At 71.6% G+C, this 732-nt stretch carries 1 protein-coding gene; it reads left to right on the top strand.

Annotation, left to right across the window (positions count from 1 at the left end; all coding sequences use genetic code 11):
• Window positions 1–732: AAA family ATPase (locus A5686_RS09980; RefSeq protein ID WP_231986338.1), on the top strand; the 732-nt coding region annotated here is incomplete at both ends.

The raw sequence follows: 732 nt of genomic DNA, 5'->3' as shown, positions 1-732 counted from the left end.
AGACCGCCCGGCAGTGGCAAGACAACCCTGGCGGCGCTGATCTCGCAGGCGACCGGCCGCCGGTTCGAGGCGCTGTCGGCCCTCTCGGCCGGCGTCAAAGACGTTCGGGCGGTGATAGAAAAGGCGCGCACCGCGCTCCTTCATGGGGAGCAGACGGTGCTGTTCATCGACGAGGTACACCGATTCTCCAAGACCCAGCAGGACGCGCTGTTGTCCGCGGTGGAGAACCGGGTGCTGCTGCTGGTGGCGGCGACCACGGAGAACCCCAGCTTCTCGGTGGTGGCGCCGCTGCTGTCGCGTTCGCTGATTCTGCAGCTGCGGCCGCTGGGAGCCGACGACATCCGCGCCGTGGTGCAGCGCGCCATCGACGATCCACGCGGCCTGGGCGGGCAGACCGCGGTCGCGCCGGAGGCCGTCGACCTGCTGGTGCGGTTGGCCGCCGGGGACGCCCGCCGGGCGTTGACCGCGCTGGAGGTCGCCGCCGAGGCGGTCGGGCCGGGCGGCGAGTTGACCGTCGCGGCCGTCGAGCAGTCCCTGGACGAGGCAGCGGTGCGCTACGACCGCGACGGCGACCAGCACTACGACGTCATCAGCGCCTTCATCAAGTCGGTCCGCGGCTCGGACGTCGACGCCGCGCTGCACTATCTGGCCCGCATGCTGGTCGCCGTCGCGGTCGTAGCGCACCGCTGCCTCGTCCAGGGACTGCTCGACGGCCGCGACGGTCAACTCGCC

This window comes from Mycobacterium sp. E2479 (assembly GCF_001667925.1).
Lineage (GTDB): Bacteria > Actinomycetota > Actinomycetes > Mycobacteriales > Mycobacteriaceae > Mycobacterium.
This window is presented reverse-complemented; position numbering and strand designations above follow the sequence as displayed.